Below are 16,948 nucleotides of genomic sequence, written 5' to 3' on the forward strand. Positions count from 1 at the left end.
GGTTGGATCTTCGGTCTATCGACCGGTGGCCTGACAGGGTGTCAGTCCACCGAGATTTGCTGCGCTGCTTCTACAAGCGTCGAAACTATACCATCCGAATCGACGTCGTGTATAGATTCACCGTGGTTGTATCCATACGGAACATTCAGGACACGGCATCCCGCCGCGCGGGCGGCCTGGGCGTCGTTGCTGGAGTCGCCGATGGCCACCACCTGGGCCGGTTCCAGGGCGAAATCCTGGCACACCTGCAGCAGCGGCATGGGATCGGGCTTCTTTTTGGCGAAGGAATCGCCGCCATAGACGATCTCGAAGAAGTCGCGCAGGCCCTTCTTCTGCAGCAGCGGCACGGCAAAGGCCAGCGGCTTGTTGGTCACGCAGGCCAGGCGCAGGCCCTTGCCGCGCAGGGCCTGCAGGCCCTCGACCACGCCCGGGTAGAGCGAGGAATAGTCGCCGTTGATGGCCAGGTAATGCTCGGTATAGCTGTCCAGGGCCTGCTGGAAGTACTGCGCCGCTTCATCCTCGGCATAGTCCACGGCCAGCACGCGGCGGATCAGGTTCTCGGTCCCCTTGCCGACGAAGTTGACGATGGTTTCCTGGGACAGTGGCGTCAGTCCCAATTCTTCACGCATGCGGTTGACCGCTACATGGAAATCGGCCGCTGTATCCAGCATGGTGCCGTCGAGGTCGATGATGGCGGCCTTGATATTGGTCAGATTCTTCATATGCCCTGGAAACCTCGTAGTTTGTACGTCTGGCGAAGGGGAGGGGGATCAGACTTGGGCCAGTTCGGCGCGCATGGCGTCGATGACGGCCTTGTAGTCCGGCTTGCCGAAGATGGCCGATCCGGCGACAAAGGTGTCTGCACCGGCGCGGGCGGCGGCGGCGATGTTTTCGATCTTGATGCCGCCATCGACTTCCAGCAGGATGTCGCGGCCGGAGGCATCGATGCGGCGGCGCACTTCGGCGATCTTCTTCAGGGCTTCAGGGATGAAGGACTGGCCGCCGAAACCGGGGTTGACCGACATGATCAGGACCATGTCCAGCTTGTCCATCACGTGGTCCAGGTAGTGCAGCGGCGTGCCCGGGTTGAACACCAGGCCGGCCTTGCAGCCGTTGTCGCGGATCAGTTGCAGGGAGCGGTCGATGTGCTCGGAGGCTTCCGGGTGGAAGGTGATCAGGTTGGCGCCGGCCTTGGCGAAGTCGGGGATGATGCGGTCCACGGGCTTGACCATCAGGTGCACATCGATGGGCACCTGCACGTGCGGACGGATGGCTTCGCAGACCAGCGGGCCGATGGTCAGGTTGGGGACGTAGTGGTTGTCCATCACGTCGAAGTGGATGAAATCGGCGCCGGCGGCGACGACATTGCGCACTTCTTCACCCAGGCGGGCAAAATCGGCGGACAGGATGCTGGGGGCGATACGGTAGGTCGGCATGGCTGTAAAGAAAAGAATGGCTGAATCGACGGTTGCCCTCCGGGCTCAGGCGCGGAGGCGGCAAAACCGCTATTCTACCTTGCTGCGCGGTGCACCGGCCCGGCCGATGAGCTGGCTGGAGCGCCTGGGCGGGCAGACGAAACGCATCGGCTTGCGCTGCTGGCGGAATTCGTGTGCAATCCGGGATGGCCACGCGACGGCCCCTCTTCACAACACAGGAAACCCCATGGCAGCGTATGAGTTCACGGTGACGGTCAAGACCCAGTACCTGGAGGAACAATCCGATCCATCGCGTTCGCACTACGTGTTCGCCTATGCGATCAGCATCGTCAACAGCGGCACGGTGCCGGCCCAGCTGATCTCGCGCCATTGGGTCATCACCGACGCCAACAACCACGTGCAGGAAGTACGCGGCCTGGGCGTGGTGGGGCACCAGCCCTTCCTGCAGCCGGGCGAGCAGTTCGAATACACCAGCGGCACCTCGCTCAATACCCCGCAGGGCAGCATGCATGGTGAATATTTCTGCGTGGCCGAGGATGGCGAGCAGTTTGACGTGCGCATTCCCGAGTTCGTTCTTTCACTACCGCGCACCCTGCACTGAATTTTTCTTCCTGAAACCGGGCGGCGGATTTTTCAGCGCGGGTCGCTGTCTGTCGTCTCTCGCGCTTGCTGCTGCTCTTTCTGCTTCCCGCTGACGGGCCGGCCATTGTGTTCCTTGCGGCCCGAGAACATGGTCCACCAGACGATGAAGACCAGCACGAAGAAGGCGGCGCAAGCTTCCAGGATCAACCACAACATGAATTTGTCTCCGATGTCATTGAATCGTTTTGCCAAGCTTTCGGCGCTGCGGCGTCTCAGTGTACCTGCAATGGCGGTCTCGGTCGCCGTCCTGCTGGCGGCCTGCCAAACCACGCCGCTGACCACGCCCGCTCCCGGCCAGCCGGCGCCCAGGCCGGTCGTCCAGCCGGGGCCGGCCATGCGCGCTACCACCTTTGCCCAGTTGCCCGGCTGGAACAATGACGACCTGCGCGAAGCCTGGCCGGCCGTGCAGTCCTCCTGCTCGGTCATGATCAGGAAGCCCGAGTGGCGCGCGGCCTGTAGCGCCGCCCAGCAGGTCAATGCCAATGACCTGGGCTTCCTGCGCCAGTACTTCGAGACCTATTTCACGCCCTGGCAGCTGTTCAATCCTGATGGCACTGATACCGGGCTGGTGACGGGTTACTATGAGCCGCTGCTGCGCGGCTCGCGCCGCCGTGCCGGGCCTTACCAGACACCGCTGTACCAGGCGCCCGACGATCTGCTGACCATCGACCTGGCCAGTGTCTATCCTGAGCTGAAGAACCTGCGCCTGCGCGGCAAGGTGGTCGGACGCAAGGTGGTGCCGTATCCGACCCGCGCCGAGTTGATGCAGGGTAACAGCCTGGCCGGCAAGGAGATCGTCTGGGTGGATGATCCGGTGGAGGCGTTCTTCCTGCAGGTGCAGGGTTCCGGCCGCGTGTATCTGCCGGAGTCGCGCGAGACCATCCGCCTGGCTTATGCGGACCAGAACGGGCGCCCCTACAAATCCATCGGGCGCTACCTGGTGGACAAGGGCGAGATGGAGCTGTCCCAGGCTTCGGCCCAGAACATCAAGGCCTGGGTCCAGGCCAATCCGGCGCGCAAGGAAGAGTTGCTCAATGCCAATCCCAGCTATGTCTTCTTCAAGGAAGAAAAGCTGCCCGATCCTTCCAAGGGACCGAAGGGCGCCCAAGGTATTCCGCTGACGCCCCAGCGCTCCATTGCCATCGACCCGCAGCATGTGCCGCTGGGCGCGCCGGTATTCCTCTCGACTACCTTGCCCAACAGCGACCGTCCGCTGCAGCGGCTGGTGGTGGCGCAGGATACGGGCGGTGCCATTCGTGGCGTGGTCCGGGCTGACTATTTCTGGGGCTTTGGCGATGAGGCCGAGGATCGCGCCGGGGCCATGAAGCAGCGCGGCATGATGTGGGTGCTGCTGCCTAAGGGGATGATGCCGTCGGGTGGCAACTGATCCGTTGATGTTGCCTTGATGCAATTGAAAAAGCCTGATCCTGCTGAGGGATCAGGCTTTTTTGCCGATGGCGGCCTGGTTCAGCGCAGTACCAGCACCGGGATGGTGGAATGGGTCAGCACCTTCTGGGTCTTGCTGCCCAGGAAGATGCGCGAGAGGCCGCTGCGTCCATGGGAAGCCATGAAGATGGCGTCGCAGCCGTGCAGTTGCGCCGCCTTGATGATTTCTTCATCGGGGTTGAAGGACATCACGATTTCGGTCTTGCAGGGTACGCCAGCGGCGGCAGCAGCGTCGGCGATACGTTTGATGTGCTGGTTGGCGACGGCCTTGACGTTTTCTTCGTAGAGGGCGGGATCGATGGCCATCGAGCTTTCAGCCAGTGGCGAGAAGGGATAAGGCTCGGCTACCGAGATGCCGATGATGCTTGCGCCGCAGTTCTTGGCATAGTCCACGGCAGTGGCGATGGCCTTGTTCGAACGGTCGGAACCGTCGGTGGGCACGAGTATGGTCTTGAACATGATTGCCTCCTTTTATCGGGATAGGAAAGGCGCCGCTGGGCGCTTGAGGGATGACTCCAATATAGACCCGTGGTGCCTTGCCCGCATGAAATTCTGGGCAGTCATTGCGCCAGGTCGGACTGGCGCTTTATTTTTGGCTTATTCTTGCGGTTCGCCGTGCCGGCTTGCTGCCACGTCCGGGCGGATTACCGATTCATTCATAAGAAGGAGACCTGCTATGAGCTACCAAAACATCCTGGTCGAGACCCACGACAAGGTTGGCCTGATCCGCCTGAACCGTCCCAAGGCGCTCAACGCCCTGAGCGACGACCTGATGAGCGAGCTGGGCACGGCCTTGCTGGCTTTCGACGCCGATGACGGGATCGGCTGCATCGTGGTCACCGGCAGTGAGAAGGCCTTTGCCGCGGGGGCGGACATCAGCGTGATGGCCGGGTTTGACTATATGGATGTCTTCAATGGCGAATTCATCACCCGCAACTGGGAGACGCTGCGTCGCATCCGCAAGCCGGTGATTGCGGCGGTGGCGGGCTATGCGCTGGGTGGTGGCTGCGAGTTGGCGATGATGTGCGACTTCATCATCGCCGCCGACAATGCGAGGTTCGGTCAGCCGGAGATCAAGCTGGGCATCATCCCCGGCGCCGGTGGTACCCAGCGCCTGCCCCGCGCGGTTTCCAAGTCCAAGGCCATGGACCTGGCGCTGACGGCACGCATGATGGATGCGCAGGAGGCCGAGCGGGCAGGGCTGGTGTCGCGTATCGTGCCGGCGGACAAGCTGATGGAAGAAGCCATGGCGGCCGCCGTGACCATTACCGAGATGCCGCGGCAGGTGGCGATGATGGTGAAGGATTCGGTCAACCGGGCCTATGAGACCACGCTGTCCGAGGGGATGAAGTATGAACGCGCGCTCTTCTATAGCTGCTTTGCTACTGAAGACCAGAAGGAGGGCATGAAGGCCTTCCTGGAAAAGCGGCCGGCTGTATTCAAGAACGCTTGATTACCTTTTCGCGGACGTATGAAAGGGCCGCCCGCCAGGGTGGCCCTTTTTTCTGAATGATTTACGATTTCTTCATATCGACCACAAAGCCTCGCCAGTAAAGGCTTTGAGCTGGATTGGGGAAAGGGTCGAAGCGTCCTGGCTAAATTATTTTCGATAATTCTTCAAAAAGTGCTTGCACGGTATGAAGGGCATTGCTATAGTTCGCCCCCTGCTGACGCGACACACGAAGCGAAGTTGAAAAACAGAGCGACGGAGGTCGGCGAAGCAAAGAGCAGTGAAGCAGTTTGAAGTACGTTTTAAATTGGAAGTAGTCGAGCGGAAGTAAAAGCGAAGACGAAAAAATTTAAAACGAATCGCAAAAAAGTAGTTGACGCGATAAACAAACTGCTACATAATCTCGTTTCTCTGCTGCTGACGAACAAAACGATTCGCAGCGATGCAAACAGCGCGCAGCGCGTTTGATGCAGACAGATCTTTAAAAATTAACAGCCGATAAGCGTGGGCGTTTAATGAAGTGCGACAGAACTTCGGTTCTGGAAACTTTACATATTAAATGCTCACAAGAAATATAGGTAAGATCGCAAGAAATTACCTGTCAGTATTTTGAGAGAGCGATGCCCTTCGGGGTAGCCAGAAATGGCACAAAACAGAGATTAAACTAAAGAGTTTGATCCTGGCTCAGATTGAACGCTGGCGGCATGCCTTACACATGCAAGTCGAACGGCAGCATAGGAGCTTGCTCCTGATGGCGAGTGGCGAACGGGTGAGTAATATATCGGAACGTGCCCTAGAGTGGGGGATAACTAGTCGAAAGATTAGCTAATACCGCATACGATCTACGGATGAAAGTGGGGGATCGCAAGACCTCATGCTCCTGGAGCGGCCGATATCTGATTAGCTAGTTGGTGGGGTAAAAGCCTACCAAGGCGACGATCAGTAGCTGGTCTGAGAGGACGACCAGCCACACTGGGACTGAGACACGGCCCAGACTCCTACGGGAGGCAGCAGTGGGGAATTTTGGACAATGGGGGCAACCCTGATCCAGCAATGCCGCGTGAGTGAAGAAGGCCTTCGGGTTGTAAAGCTCTTTTGTCAGGGAAGAAACGGTGGTGGCTAATATCTACTACTAATGACGGTACCTGAAGAATAAGCACCGGCTAACTACGTGCCAGCAGCCGCGGTAATACGTAGGGTGCAAGCGTTAATCGGAATTACTGGGCGTAAAGCGTGCGCAGGCGGTTGTGTAAGACAGATGTGAAATCCCCGGGCTCAACCTGGGAATTGCATTTGTGACTGCACGGCTAGAGTGTGTCAGAGGGGGGTAGAATTCCACGTGTAGCAGTGAAATGCGTAGATATGTGGAGGAATACCGATGGCGAAGGCAGCCCCCTGGGATAACACTGACGCTCATGCACGAAAGCGTGGGGAGCAAACAGGATTAGATACCCTGGTAGTCCACGCCCTAAACGATGTCTACTAGTTGTCGGGTCTTAATTGACTTGGTAACGCAGCTAACGCGTGAAGTAGACCGCCTGGGGAGTACGGTCGCAAGATTAAAACTCAAAGGAATTGACGGGGACCCGCACAAGCGGTGGATGATGTGGATTAATTCGATGCAACGCGAAAAACCTTACCTACCCTTGACATGGATGGAATCCCGAAGAGATTTGGGAGTGCTCGAAAGAGAACCATCACACAGGTGCTGCATGGCTGTCGTCAGCTCGTGTCGTGAGATGTTGGGTTAAGTCCCGCAACGAGCGCAACCCTTGTCATTAGTTGCTACGAAAGGGCACTCTAATGAGACTGCCGGTGACAAACCGGAGGAAGGTGGGGATGACGTCAAGTCCTCATGGCCCTTATGGGTAGGGCTTCACACGTCATACAATGGTACATACAGAGGGCCGCCAACCCGCGAGGGGGAGCTAATCCCAGAAAGTGTATCGTAGTCCGGATTGGAGTCTGCAACTCGACTCCATGAAGTTGGAATCGCTAGTAATCGCGGATCAGCATGTCGCGGTGAATACGTTCCCGGGTCTTGTACACACCGCCCGTCACACCATGGGAGCGGGTTTTACCAGAAGTGGGTAGCCTAACCGCAAGGAGGGCGCTCACCACGGTAGGATTCGTGACTGGGGTGAAGTCGTAACAAGGTAGCCGTATCGGAAGGTGCGGCTGGATCACCTCCTTTCTAGAGTGCGCACGAAGTTAAGCGTCCACACTTATCGGCTGTAAATTAAGAACAGTTATTTGGTGAAGCGCGGTCCGTGACACAAGGTCACTGACTGGCTACTGATACTGATCCAAGCGGGTCTGTAGCTCAGCTGGTTAGAGCACCGTGTTGATAACGCGGGGGTCGTTGGTTCGAGCCCAACCAGACCCACCAAGGTTTCGGGGGTTTAGCTCAGCTGGGAGAGCACCTGCTTTGCAAGCAGGGGGTCGTCGGTTCGATCCCGTCAACCTCCACCAAGAAATGTCAAACCTAAGTCAGCGTCGCAAAACGCAAGACGTAGTGATTTAGGTTTGATCTTTTACGATCAATGGCTGTTTTTGTTCTTTAACAATCTGGAAGAAGTAAAGATTCATTTAATGATGAATGCCAGGACTGCGGTCCTTGTATGAATCAAAAAATGGGTGTGATTGTATCAATCAAAGTATTACGAAGTGATCTTAGCAATTAGAAGACTTACTTTGGAATACGGCAAACGCTAAAACTCAACGCTTCATATAACGCTCTTGCAAAAGAGGCTAACGTTATAGGAACAAGCGAATAAGTGCACATGGTGGATGCCTTGGCGATTACAGGCGATGAAGGACGTAGTAGCTTGCGATAAGCTGCGGGGAGCTGGCAAACAAGCTTTGATCCGCAGATTTCCGAATGGGGAAACCCGGCCGTAAGGTCATCGTTATCTGAATACATAGGGTAACGAAGCGAACGTGGCGAACTGAAACATCTAAGTAGCTACAGGAAAAGAAATCAACCGAGATTCCCAAAGTAGTGGCGAGCGAAATGGGATCAGCCTGCAAGATTTAGCATCAACGATAGTAGAAAGGAATGGAAAGTCCGGCCATAGTGGGTGATAGCCCCGTATGCGAAATCGATGGTGTGGAACTAGGCTTGCGACAAGTAGGGCGGGACACGTGAAATCCTGTCTGAACATGGGGGGACCATCCTCCAAGGCTAAATACTCGTAATCGACCGATAGTGAACCAGTACCGTGAGGGAAAGGCGAAAAGAACCCCGGAAGGGGAGTGAAATAGATCCTGAAACCGTGTGCATACAAACAGTAGGAGCCTCGTAAGGGGTGACTGCGTACCTTTTGTATAATGGGTCAGCGACTTACATTCAGTGGCAAGCTTAACCGAATAGGGAAGGCGTAGAGAAATCGAGTCCGAATAGGGCGTTCAGTCGCTGGGTGTAGACCCGAAACCAGATGATCTATCCATGGCCAGGTTGAAGGTGCGGTAACACGCACTGGAGGACCGAACCCACTAATGTTGAAAAATTAGGGGATGAGCTGTGGATAGGGGTGAAAGGCTAAACAAATCTGGAAATAGCTGGTTCTCTCCGAAAACTATTTAGGTAGTGCCTCAAGTATCACCATCGGGGGTAGAGCACTGTTATGGCTAGGGGGTCATCGCGACTTACCAAACCATTGCAAACTCCGAATACCGATGAGTGCGAGCTTGGGAGACAGACGCCGGGTGCTAACGTCCGACGTCAAGAGGGAAACAACCCAGACCGCCAGCTAAGGTCCCAAAGATTGGCTAAGTGGAAAACGAAGTGGGAAGGCTAAAACAGTCAGGAGGTTGGCTTAGAAGCAGCCATCCTTTAAAGAAAGCGTAATAGCTCACTGATCGAGTCGTCCTGCGCGGAAGATGTAACGGGGCTAAGCCAGTCACCGAAGCTGCGGATATCCGTAAGGATATGGTAGGAGAGCGTTCTGTAAGCCTGTGAAGGTGTCTTGTAAAGGATGCTGGAGGTATCAGAAGTGCGAATGCTGACATGAGTAGCGATAATGCGGGTGAAAAGCCCGCACGCCGTAAGCCCAAGGTTTCCTGTTCAACGTTCATCGGAGCAGGGTGAGTCGGCCCCTAAGGCGAGGCAGAGATGCGTAGCTGATGGGAAGCAGGTTAATATTCCTGCACCGTCGTTAGATGCGATGGGGGGACGGATCGCGGAAGGTTGTCCGGGTGTTGGAAGTCCCGGTTTTTGTATCGAAGAAGGCTGTTAGGCAAATCCGGCAGCGTAATTCAAGGGTACGAGACGAGCGAACTTGTTCGCGAAGCAATCGGAAGTGGTTCCAAGAAAAGCCTCTAAGCTTCAGTCTAACGAGACCGTACCGCAAACCGACACAGGTGGGCGAGATGAGTATTCTAAGGCGCTTGAGAGAACTCGGGAGAAGGAACTCGGCAAATTGGTACCGTAACTTCGGGATAAGGTACGCCCAAGTAGTTTGACTGGCCTGCGCCAGAAGGACAAAAGGGTTGCAATAAAATGGTGGCTGCGACTGTTTAATAAAAACACAGCACTCTGCAAACACGAAAGTGGACGTATAGGGTGTGACGCCTGCCCGGTGCTGGAAGATTAAATGATGGGGTGCAAGCTCTTGATTGAAGTCCCAGTAAACGGCGGCCGTAACTATAACGGTCCTAAGGTAGCGAAATTCCTTGTCGGGTAAGTTCCGACCTGCACGAATGGCGTAACGATGGCCACACTGTCTCCTCCCGAGACTCAGCGAAGTTGAAATGTTTGTGATGATGCAATCTACCCGCGGCTAGACGGAAAGACCCCATGAACCTTTACTGTAGCTTTGCATTGGACTTTGAACCAATCTGTGTAGGATAGGTGGGAGGCTTTGAAGCGTGGACGCTAGTCTGCGTGGAGCCGACCTTGAAATACCACCCTGGTTTGTTTGAGGTTCTAACCTTGGTCCGTTATCCGGATCGGGGACAGTGCATGGTAGGCAGTTTGACTGGGGCGGTCTCCTCCCAAAGTGTAACGGAGGAGTTCGAAGGTACGCTAGGTACGGTCGGACATCGTGCTAATAGTGCAATGGCATAAGCGTGCTTAACTGCGAGACTGACAAGTCGAGCAGGTACGAAAGTAGGACATAGTGATCCGGTGGTTCTGTATGGAAGGGCCATCGCTCAACGGATAAAAGGTACTCTGGGGATAACAGGCTGATTCCTCCCAAGAGTTCATATCGACGGGGGAGTTTGGCACCTCGATGTCGGCTCATCACATCCTGGGGCTGTAGCCGGTCCCAAGGGTATGGCTGTTCGCCATTTAAAGTGGTACGTGAGCTGGGTTTAAAACGTCGTGAGACAGTTTGGTCCCTATCTGCCGTGGGCGTTGGAAGTTTGAAGGGGGCTGCTCCTAGTACGAGAGGACCGGAGTGGACGAACCTCTGGTGTATCGGTTGTCACGCCAGTGGCATTGCCGAGTAGCTAAGTTCGGAAGAGATAACCGCTGAAAGCATCTAAGCGGGAAACTCGCCTTGAGATGAGACTTCCCGGGAACTCAGATTCCCCTAAAGGGTCGTTCGAGACCAGGACGTTGATAGGTCAGGTGTGGAAGCGCAGTAATGCGTTAAGCTAACTGATACTAATTGCCCGTGCGGCTTGTTCCTATAACATTAGCTCTGTTATAGACAAGTTGAGCATATATTGTGTTTGCCCTAGTGCATCACACCCAAGAATCTACTAAATACTTCTTCCAGTTTGGGTTAGTTGCTGCTCCATCGAGAGCAACTGGCTTTACAAGTTATGCCTGATGACTATAGCAAGTTGGTACCACCCCTTCCCATCCCGAACAGGACCGTGAAACGACTTCGCGCCGATGATAGTGCTGCAACCAGTGTGAAAGTAGGTCATCGTCAGGCTTGTTACTCCCAAGAACCCTCGTTACGACTGTAGCGAGGGTTTTTGCTTTGGGCGGCCCGTTTATGCGCAGTGTGAATTGTGCAGAATCACGTGCTCGCCGCTGATCCGGAAGCACACTGCCGAGTGCGTCAGCACCACGGATAGCGTCGCTGGCGAACCTGACTCCTCCGTCAGCCTGGACCTTTTGCTCGTCAAACAGCCCCTTCCTTCATCATTTTTACGGGACGCTCGTCACAAAGGCCGATCAGCTGGCCGCAAGAGGTCGTTTTCCTTCATATCGCCCCAAACCGCCCATACTGCAGAGGCGCGATACGCCGGGATTTTGCACAGTCCATGTGGATGTCATCAGTTGAATTGCTTGGCCCGGCTCCCAAGCCACAGCCGAAGGCAACAACTTGGATTTATACACAGCCTGTTCGGCGCCTGGGGCCGCAGTTAATTTATGCACAGGCTAAACCCCATACGCATCGCACAGCCAACCTGCCACAGCCCAACACCCATCGAATCAGCATGCCATGGACGATAAAAAAGCCGGCAATGCCGGCTTCTTCATCTGTACTACCTGGAACGCAAAACTTAGAACTTGTAAGCCACACGCGCTACGGCAAAGTTCACGCCACCGTTAGGTTCCTTGATACCACCGTTGGAGAAGTGCTGCAGGCGGATGCCCAGGTCCAGGCCATTGCTGAACACGTAACCGGCACCGATGTGATCGCCGAACTGGAACGCGGTCGACAGCACCTTGTCGTTATTGCGGTAGAGCTTGGAGAACAGGTTCAGGCCGATGCCGGCTTCGCCGTAGAAACCCTTGCCGTCATCACGCTGGAAACGCAGCACCGGCGTCACGCCCAGGTCGATCAGGTTGGCGCTGTCATTGGTGTTGTTGTAGTGGTTCATGCGCCAGTTGGCCAGCGACAGATCCCAGTAGCCGCCAATGTGGGTGCCGTTGGACTGCCAGAAATTCCAGTTCGGTCCCCAGTTGAACTGCGCACCGATACGGGCCAGTTGAGTGCTGTTGCCGGTACCGTATTCCAGCGACATGCCGTCGATGGCATAGCTGGGCGATTGGATGGCAATGGCGGCAACGCCAGCGAAAACGATCTTGGCAACCAAGCTCTTCATTTTAGTCATGGGGTTTCTTTCAGCGCGTAAAATGTTTAGAAGGATTTTTTGCGTGTATTCGGCGCGGCGCCAGGGCATCCGCGGGACGCGATATTCTCTCATAATCATCACAAATGCATACTCGCGTGGAAGATTGTGCCGCGTCCTTGCCACAGCCGGTCTGGAGGCTCATGGCCGGTAGCTGTACTCAAGTCTTCCCGGCACATCCACACGGATGGCCAGCACATGGCCCGACAGCGGATAGTGCGCCAGCTCGGCATCGCTGCGGCCATTGCGTCCGGTCGTGATGAAGAGCGTACGCAGATCCTCTCCACCGAATGCCACCATGGTCGGGCACCGCGCCGGCAGCCGTATCTCCTGCAGGATCTCGCCCTGCGGCGACAGGCGCAACACCCGCCCCCCCTCAAACATCGCGCACCAATAAGCGCCTTCGCTATCGACTGCAGCACCGTCCGGACGTCCACCATAATCCGCTGAGCTCTTGTCGCTGTCGAACTGGCGCAGCAGCCGGCAATTGCTGGTCTGCCCGGTGGCCAGGTCATAGTCATACACATGGATGCGGTGTGCCGGCGTATTGGCGTGATACATCAAACGCTGGTCCGGGCTGAAGGCCACGCCATTGGAGGTCACTACCGCATGATGCGCGTCGCGCAGCGTATTACGCTCCAAGCAATACAAGGTGCCGCCATCCCGATCGCGCGGCTCGTAGATGGTGCCGCACCAGAATCGTCCCGAAGCATCGCAGCGGCCATCGTTGAAACGGATGTGCGCCATATCGTAAGGCGCCTCCAACAACATCATCAGCGCGCCGTTGCCGGTATTGAGATGGAACATGCCCGTGCGCAAGGCCACCACCAGCCCTCCGCGTGCATGCTTGACGATGCTGCCCGGTTCTTCCGGCATATCCCAGTGCTGGTGCTGCTGCGTCGCCAGCACCAGCTTGTGAACCGCCTTGCCGGGAATGTCGATCCAATACAGCGCGCCTTCCTCGGCGTGCCACAAGGGCGATTCGCCCAACAGCATCGGCTCGGAAGTGACGGCTGTGAAGCTGTCGGCAGAAAACGCGAAAGATGCCTGGGACATGGACTTGCCTGTGCGCATGAATGAGGAAGCGTCCATTATGCCGCGATGCGCCCGATTGAGAAACCTGATCAACACCAGCGCAGACGACACGGTCCTCAAGCACGGTCCTCAAGAAAAAACGGCATGCCCACAACGCATGCCGTCCCGATGACCGAACTCAACCTGTTCCCGATCTTCGTCTTTCAGTTGGACCATCCTCCATCAATCATGTGGATGGACCCGGTGGTGAAATTGGACTCGTCGGATGCCAGATACAGCGCCAGCGCCGCCACTTCCTCGGCCTTGCCGATGCGTCCCATCGGCTGTCGCGCCACGAAGGCCGCGCGTACTTCGTCTTCGCTCTTGCCGGTCTCCTTGGCCTGGGTACTGATGCGCTGGTTCAGCGAAGGCGATTCGATGGTGCCCGGGCAGATCGCGTTGCAGCGGATGCCTTGCGCCACGAAGTCGGCCGCCACCGATTTGGTCAGGCCGACCACCGCCGCCTTGGAAGCACCATAGGCGAAACGATTGGCCACGCCCTTCACGCTCGAGGCCGCCGAGGCGATGTTGACGATGGAACCGGCCTTCTTGGCCAGCATGCCCGGCAGCACTGCGCGGATGGTGTGGAACATGGCCTTGGCATTGAGATTGAAGGAGAAGTCCCAGGCCTTGTCATCGCATTCCAGGATGTTGCCGGCGGCCACATAGCCAGCGCAGTTGAAGAGCACATCGATGCTGCCCACCTTGGCCACCAGCGCCTTGATGGCGGCGTCATCGGTGACGTCCAGCAGATCGGTTTCGACACCTGCGATGCCGGCCAGTTCATCCAGGTGCGGCCTGCTGATGTCGGTGGCGATCACGCGCGCCCCTTCGCGCGCAAACAGTTCGGTGGCGGCGCGGCCAATGCCCTGCGCCGCAGCGGTGATGAGGACGGTCTTGCCGGCGAGGCGGCCAGTGGATGCGGACATGCTTGTTCCTTTTCGATTAAACGAGTTTGCGGTTGGCGAGGTTCTTGTACAGCGCAGTGAGACCGAAGGTCCACGGTGTGGTCTGGTCACTGAAGTTGACCGTATTCACCAGCGCGCCGAGTTTGGGTGTGGAGATCGTGACGACATCGGCGACCTGGTGGGTGAAGCCTTGGCCCGGACCGAAGCGGTCCTGGGTCGGTGCGAACATGGTGCCCAGGAACAGCACCAATCCATCCGGATACTGGTGATTGGGACCGATCGCATGTTCCACCAGCTGCAGCGGATCGCGGCTGATCATGGACATCGAGCTGCTGCCCTTGAGCGTGAAGCCTTCCGTACCATCGACCCGCATGGTAAGTTCGGCGCGGCGCACGTCGTCAATTGAAAAGTTTGCGTCGAACAGGCGAATGAAAGGTCCGACTGCGCAGGACGCATTGTTGTCCTTGGCCTTGCCCAGCAGCAGGGCGCTGCGGCCCTCGAAGTCGCGCAGGTTGACGTCGTTGCCCAGCGTGGCGCCGACCACCTTGCCGCGGCTGTTGATGGCCAGCACGATTTCCGGCTCGGGATTGTTCCAGGCCGACTTCGGATGAATGCCGACCTCATCACCCAGGCCCACCGACGACATCGGCTGGGCCTTGGTGAAGATTTCCGCATCCGGGCCGATGCCCACTTCCAGGTATTGCGACCATACGCCTTGTTCGAGTAGCACTTCCTTGAGGCGCGCCGCTTCGGCCGAGCCCGGCACCACGCTGGAAAGGTTGTCGCCAATCACGGCCGTGATGGCCTTGCGCACCGACTCGGCCTTGCCGGCGTCGCCGCGCGCCTGTTCCTCGATCACGCGCTCGAGCATGCTGGCCACGAAGGTCACGCCGCTGGCCTTGACCGCCTGCAGGTCGATGGGCGCCAGGAGCCAGGGACGCGAGGTATCGCGGCGGGCGGCGTCGGCATTGTCCAGCAGCTCTTGCAGCGTGGCAATGCGGCTCATGTTGGTGGCCGCGCGCACGGCGGCCGCAGGGTCATCGAGCTCCAGCAGTTCACTGGAGGTGGCAGCGATGAGCGTGAGGTCATACGCCCCCTCGGCATCGATCCTGACCAGCACCGGGCCCACGCCCGGTTGCCAGAGGCGGCCGACCAGCGTGGCCTGCGCGTGGTCTTCAGGCAGATGCGCCTGAGGCGAAAAAGTATGTGCCATGTTCGTGATTCCTTATGTTGGAGGCGGACCCGGACTACATGGGAAGCGGGCATCGCCACGATGGTTCGTTCTGCAGGGGGAAGCGAAAACAACACTAGCCCAGCCGTAGCCGGGCGCTGATGATCTACATCAGGATCAGGTATAGACACCGATGTGCCAGGGCACGAACTCGTTTTGCCCATAGCCATGCAGTTCGCTCTTGGTCTTCTTGCCGGAGGCGGTATCGAGGATCATCTGGAAGAAGCGTTCGCCGATCTCTTGCGGCGTCACGTTCCCATCGGCAATCTCGCCGCAGTTGATGTCCATGTCTTCTTCCTGCCGCTGCCACAGCGCGGTGTTGGTCGCCAGCTTGAGCGAAGGCGCCGGTGCGCAGCCATAAGCCGAACCGCGGCCGGTGGTGAAGCAGATCACGTTGGCGCCGCCCGCGACCTGGCCCGTGGCCGAGATCGGGTCGTAGCCCGGGGTATCCATGAAGACGAAGCCACGCGCGGTGACCGTCTCGGCATATTTGTAGACATCCACCAGATTGGTGGTGCCGCCCTTGGCCACTGCACCCAGAGACTTTTCCAGAATGGTGGTCAAGCCGCCCGCCTTGTTGCCGGCCGAGGGATTGTTGTTCATCTCGGCATCGTTCTTGGCGCAGTACTCCTCCCACCAGGCGATGCGCGCCAGCAGCTTCTCACCGACTTCCGGCGAGACGGCGCGGCGGGTCAGCAGGTGTTCGGCACCATAGATTTCCGGTGTCTCCGAGAGGATGGCCGTGCCGCCATGCCGCACCAACAAGTCCACCGCCGCGCCCAGCGCCGGGTTGGCGGTGATGCCCGAGTAACCATCGGAGCCGCCGCATTGCAGGCCCAGCGTGAGGTGTTTGGCCGATACCGGTTCGCGCCGGATATCGTTGGCCTTGGGCAGCATCTTCTTGATCTTTTCAATCCCCAGCGCCACCGTCTTGGCAGTGCCGCCGGTGCCCTGGATGGTGAAGGTGTGGAAGTACTCGCCTTCCTTCAGGTTCTGGCTTTCCATCAGGCCCGAGATCTGGTTGGTCTCGCAGCCCAGGCCCACCACCAGCACGGCAGCGAAGTTGGGATGGGTGGCATAGCCGGCCAGCGTGCGGCGCAGGATCTGCAGCGGCTCGCCCTGCGAATCCGTTGCGCAACCCTCGCCGTGGGTGAGCGCCACCACGCCATCGATGTTGGGATAGTCGGCCAGCACTTCCGGATGGATGTCGCGGCGGAAGTAATCGGCAATGGCACGCGCGGCGGTGGCCGAGCAATTTACCGAGGTCAGTACGCCGATGTAATTGCGCGTGGCCACACGTCCATCTGGACGCACGATGCCCATGAAGGTGGCCGGTTCGGCGACGAAATCGACCGGCTTCACGTCCGCGCCGAAATGGTGTTCGCGCGAGAACTCGGCCATGGCCAGGTTGTGGGTGTGCACGTGCTGCCCGGGGGCGATGTCCTGGCTGGCCATGCCGATGATCTGGCCATAGCGCTTGACCGGTTCGCCAGCGGTAATGGCGCGGGTGGCCAGCTTGTGACCGGCTGGGATGAGGCCCTGGACCTTGAGGCCGCCTTCGTCCTGCAGCACGGTGCCGGAGATGAGCTGCTGGCGGGCGATGACGACATCATCGACCGGGTTCAGGCGAATGACTGGAGAGTTGGCTTTCATGTTGGTCTCGGTGAGAACGTGGATGTTGCAGGCTGGCCGCAAACGCGGCGGGCGCATGTCGCAGGCGTGG

The 16,948-nt window shown here is 57.8% G+C and carries 11 protein-coding genes, 2 tRNA genes and 3 rRNA genes; 8 read left to right on the top strand and 8 right to left on the bottom strand.

Going from position 1 to position 16,948, the window contains the following annotated elements; genetic code table 11:
- Positions 1 to 41 precede the first annotated feature (41 nt).
- The gene (locus tag ACVC5H_RS05420; RefSeq protein WP_489621357.1) at positions 42 to 722 is read right to left on the bottom strand and encodes a phosphoglycolate phosphatase; all 681 of its coding nucleotides are present in this window, start codon (positions 720 to 722) and stop codon (positions 42 to 44) included.
- A 48-nt stretch (positions 723 to 770) separates the two neighbouring features.
- Positions 771 to 1,436, bottom strand: a complete 666-nt coding sequence (gene rpe / locus ACVC5H_RS05425; protein WP_489621358.1) for a ribulose-phosphate 3-epimerase — start codon at positions 1,434 to 1,436, stop codon at positions 771 to 773.
- Between the two features lie 226 nt (positions 1,437 to 1,662).
- Between rpe and apaG the strand changes: the two genes are divergently transcribed.
- Both apaG and mltA read left to right on the top strand, forming a co-directional pair.
- A complete protein-coding gene (apaG, locus tag ACVC5H_RS05430; RefSeq protein ID WP_338716405.1) occupies positions 1,663 to 2,037 on the top strand; it encodes a Co2+/Mg2+ efflux protein ApaG in 375 nt (124 codons plus the stop codon).
- Between the two features lie 195 nt (positions 2,038 to 2,232).
- Positions 2,233 to 3,465, top strand: coding sequence for a murein transglycosylase A (gene mltA, locus ACVC5H_RS05435; protein WP_489621359.1), 1,233 nt, complete (start codon positions 2,233 to 2,235; stop codon positions 3,463 to 3,465).
- Between the two features lie 80 nt (positions 3,466 to 3,545).
- On the opposite strand, the gene ACVC5H_RS05440 is transcribed toward mltA, so the two are convergent.
- Positions 3,546 to 3,983, bottom strand: coding sequence for a universal stress protein (locus tag ACVC5H_RS05440; protein WP_489621360.1), 438 nt, complete (start codon positions 3,981 to 3,983; stop codon positions 3,546 to 3,548).
- A gap of 217 nt (positions 3,984 to 4,200) precedes the next feature.
- Here ACVC5H_RS05440 and ACVC5H_RS05445 point away from each other — a divergent pair, with 217 nt between their 5' ends.
- The 6 genes from ACVC5H_RS05445 (at position 4,201) to rrf (ending at position 10,862) form a co-directional block, all read left to right on the top strand.
- The gene (locus tag ACVC5H_RS05445) at positions 4,201 to 4,977 is read left to right on the top strand and encodes an enoyl-CoA hydratase (RefSeq protein ID WP_489621361.1); all 777 of its coding nucleotides are present in this window, start codon (positions 4,201 to 4,203) and stop codon (positions 4,975 to 4,977) included.
- Positions 4,978 to 5,635: 658 nt separating this feature from the next.
- Positions 5,636 to 7,168, top strand: a 16S ribosomal RNA gene (locus ACVC5H_RS05450).
- A 118-nt stretch (positions 7,169 to 7,286) separates the two neighbouring features.
- A tRNA-Ile gene (locus tag ACVC5H_RS05455) sits at positions 7,287 to 7,363 on the top strand.
- A 7-nt stretch (positions 7,364 to 7,370) separates the two neighbouring features.
- Positions 7,371 to 7,446, top strand: a tRNA-Ala gene (locus ACVC5H_RS05460).
- A gap of 291 nt (positions 7,447 to 7,737) precedes the next feature.
- A 23S ribosomal RNA gene (locus ACVC5H_RS05465) occupies positions 7,738 to 10,610 on the top strand.
- A 139-nt stretch (positions 10,611 to 10,749) separates the two neighbouring features.
- Positions 10,750 to 10,862: ribosomal RNA gene (gene rrf / locus ACVC5H_RS05470) — 5S ribosomal RNA — on the top strand.
- The 16S, 23S and 5S rRNA genes sit together here with 2 tRNA genes alongside, the layout of an rRNA operon.
- A gap of 577 nt (positions 10,863 to 11,439) precedes the next feature.
- Here the strand turns inward: rrf and ACVC5H_RS05475 are convergent.
- From ACVC5H_RS05475 to ACVC5H_RS05495, 5 genes are all read right to left on the bottom strand, one after another.
- Positions 11,440 to 11,994: an acyloxyacyl hydrolase gene (locus ACVC5H_RS05475; RefSeq protein WP_489621362.1), complete on the bottom strand. Its 555-nt coding sequence runs from the start codon at positions 11,992 to 11,994 to the stop codon at positions 11,440 to 11,442.
- Positions 11,995 to 12,153: 159 nt separating this feature from the next.
- A complete protein-coding gene (locus ACVC5H_RS05480; RefSeq protein WP_489621363.1) occupies positions 12,154 to 13,068 on the bottom strand; it encodes an SMP-30/gluconolactonase/LRE family protein in 915 nt (304 codons plus the stop codon).
- Positions 13,069 to 13,250: 182 nt separating this feature from the next.
- The gene (locus tag ACVC5H_RS05485) at positions 13,251 to 14,015 is read right to left on the bottom strand and encodes an SDR family oxidoreductase (RefSeq protein ID WP_489621364.1); all 765 of its coding nucleotides are present in this window, start codon (positions 14,013 to 14,015) and stop codon (positions 13,251 to 13,253) included.
- 16 nt (positions 14,016 to 14,031) lie between these two features.
- The gene (locus tag ACVC5H_RS05490) at positions 14,032 to 15,207 is read right to left on the bottom strand and encodes a fumarylacetoacetate hydrolase family protein (protein WP_489621365.1); all 1,176 of its coding nucleotides are present in this window, start codon (positions 15,205 to 15,207) and stop codon (positions 14,032 to 14,034) included.
- 135 nt (positions 15,208 to 15,342) lie between these two features.
- Complete coding sequence (locus tag ACVC5H_RS05495) at positions 15,343 to 16,878, bottom strand: UxaA family hydrolase (RefSeq protein WP_489621366.1); 1,536 nt, start codon at positions 16,876 to 16,878, stop codon at positions 15,343 to 15,345.
- Positions 16,879 to 16,948: the final 70 nt, after the last annotated feature.

It is taken from the genome of Herbaspirillum sp. Her3 (genome assembly GCF_057961275.1).